Source organism: Streptomyces himastatinicus ATCC 53653 (assembly GCF_000158915.1).
GTDB classification, from domain to species: domain Bacteria; phylum Actinomycetota; class Actinomycetes; order Streptomycetales; family Streptomycetaceae; genus Streptomyces; species Streptomyces himastatinicus.
The window spans coordinates 3,900,836-3,901,592 of the sequence record NZ_GG657754.1; the positions used below are offsets into that span (position 1 = coordinate 3,900,836).

A 757-nucleotide genomic window follows, 5' to 3' on the forward strand; every position below is an offset into this window, starting at 1 on the left:
GCGTCGGCCCCCACGGAGACCGAGGGCACCGAGTCCGCGACCGAACCGCGCCGCCCGCGCCGCCGTCGCCGCACCCGCTCCGGTGCGTCGGTCGAGGCGGACGCCACGGCCGTCACCGCCGTCAAGACGGCGGAGGCCCCGGCGGAGGTGGTCGAGGAAGCCCCGGCCAAGCCCCGTCGCCGCACCCGCGCCAAGGCGGCCACCGCCGAGGCAGCCGTCGCGACCGCCGAGGGCACGCCCGAGACGGCCGAGGAAGCCCCCGCCAAGCCGCGCCGCCGCACCAAGGCGACCACGGCCGAGGTAGCGACCGAGGCAGCCGAGGAAGCCCCGGCCAAGCCCCGCCGCCGCACTCGCGCGAAGGCCGACGCCGCCGAAACGGCCGTCGCCACCGCCGAGGGCACGCCCGAGGCAGCCGAAGAAGCCCCCGCCAAGCCCCGCCGCCGCACCCGTGCGAAGGCGGCGGAGACGGCCGAGGCCGAGACCGCCGGGACCGAGGCCGCGGAAGCCGCCACGACCACGCCGCGGCGCCGTACCCGGGCCAAGGCCGCCACCGCGGAGACCGCGGTCGCGGAGACCGAGGCCCCCGCCAAGCCGCGCCGTCGTACGCTTACGACGGTCAAGGCCGCGGAGGCGACCGCGCAGCTCTTTCTAGGCCGAGGCGAAGCCCGTACGCCGCCGCACCCGCACCCGCACGGCGACGGCTGACTCCACCCCCGAGGCCTGACGGCACCCAGCACCCGACGGGGCCTGATCCACA

General features: G+C 78.6%; 1 pseudogene. It reads left to right on the plus strand.

Annotation, left to right across the window (positions count from 1 at the left end):
* A pseudogene (locus SSOG_RS53590) lies at positions 1-705 on the plus strand (DEAD/DEAH box helicase); the annotation flags it as partial.
* Positions 706-757: the final 52 nt, after the last annotated feature.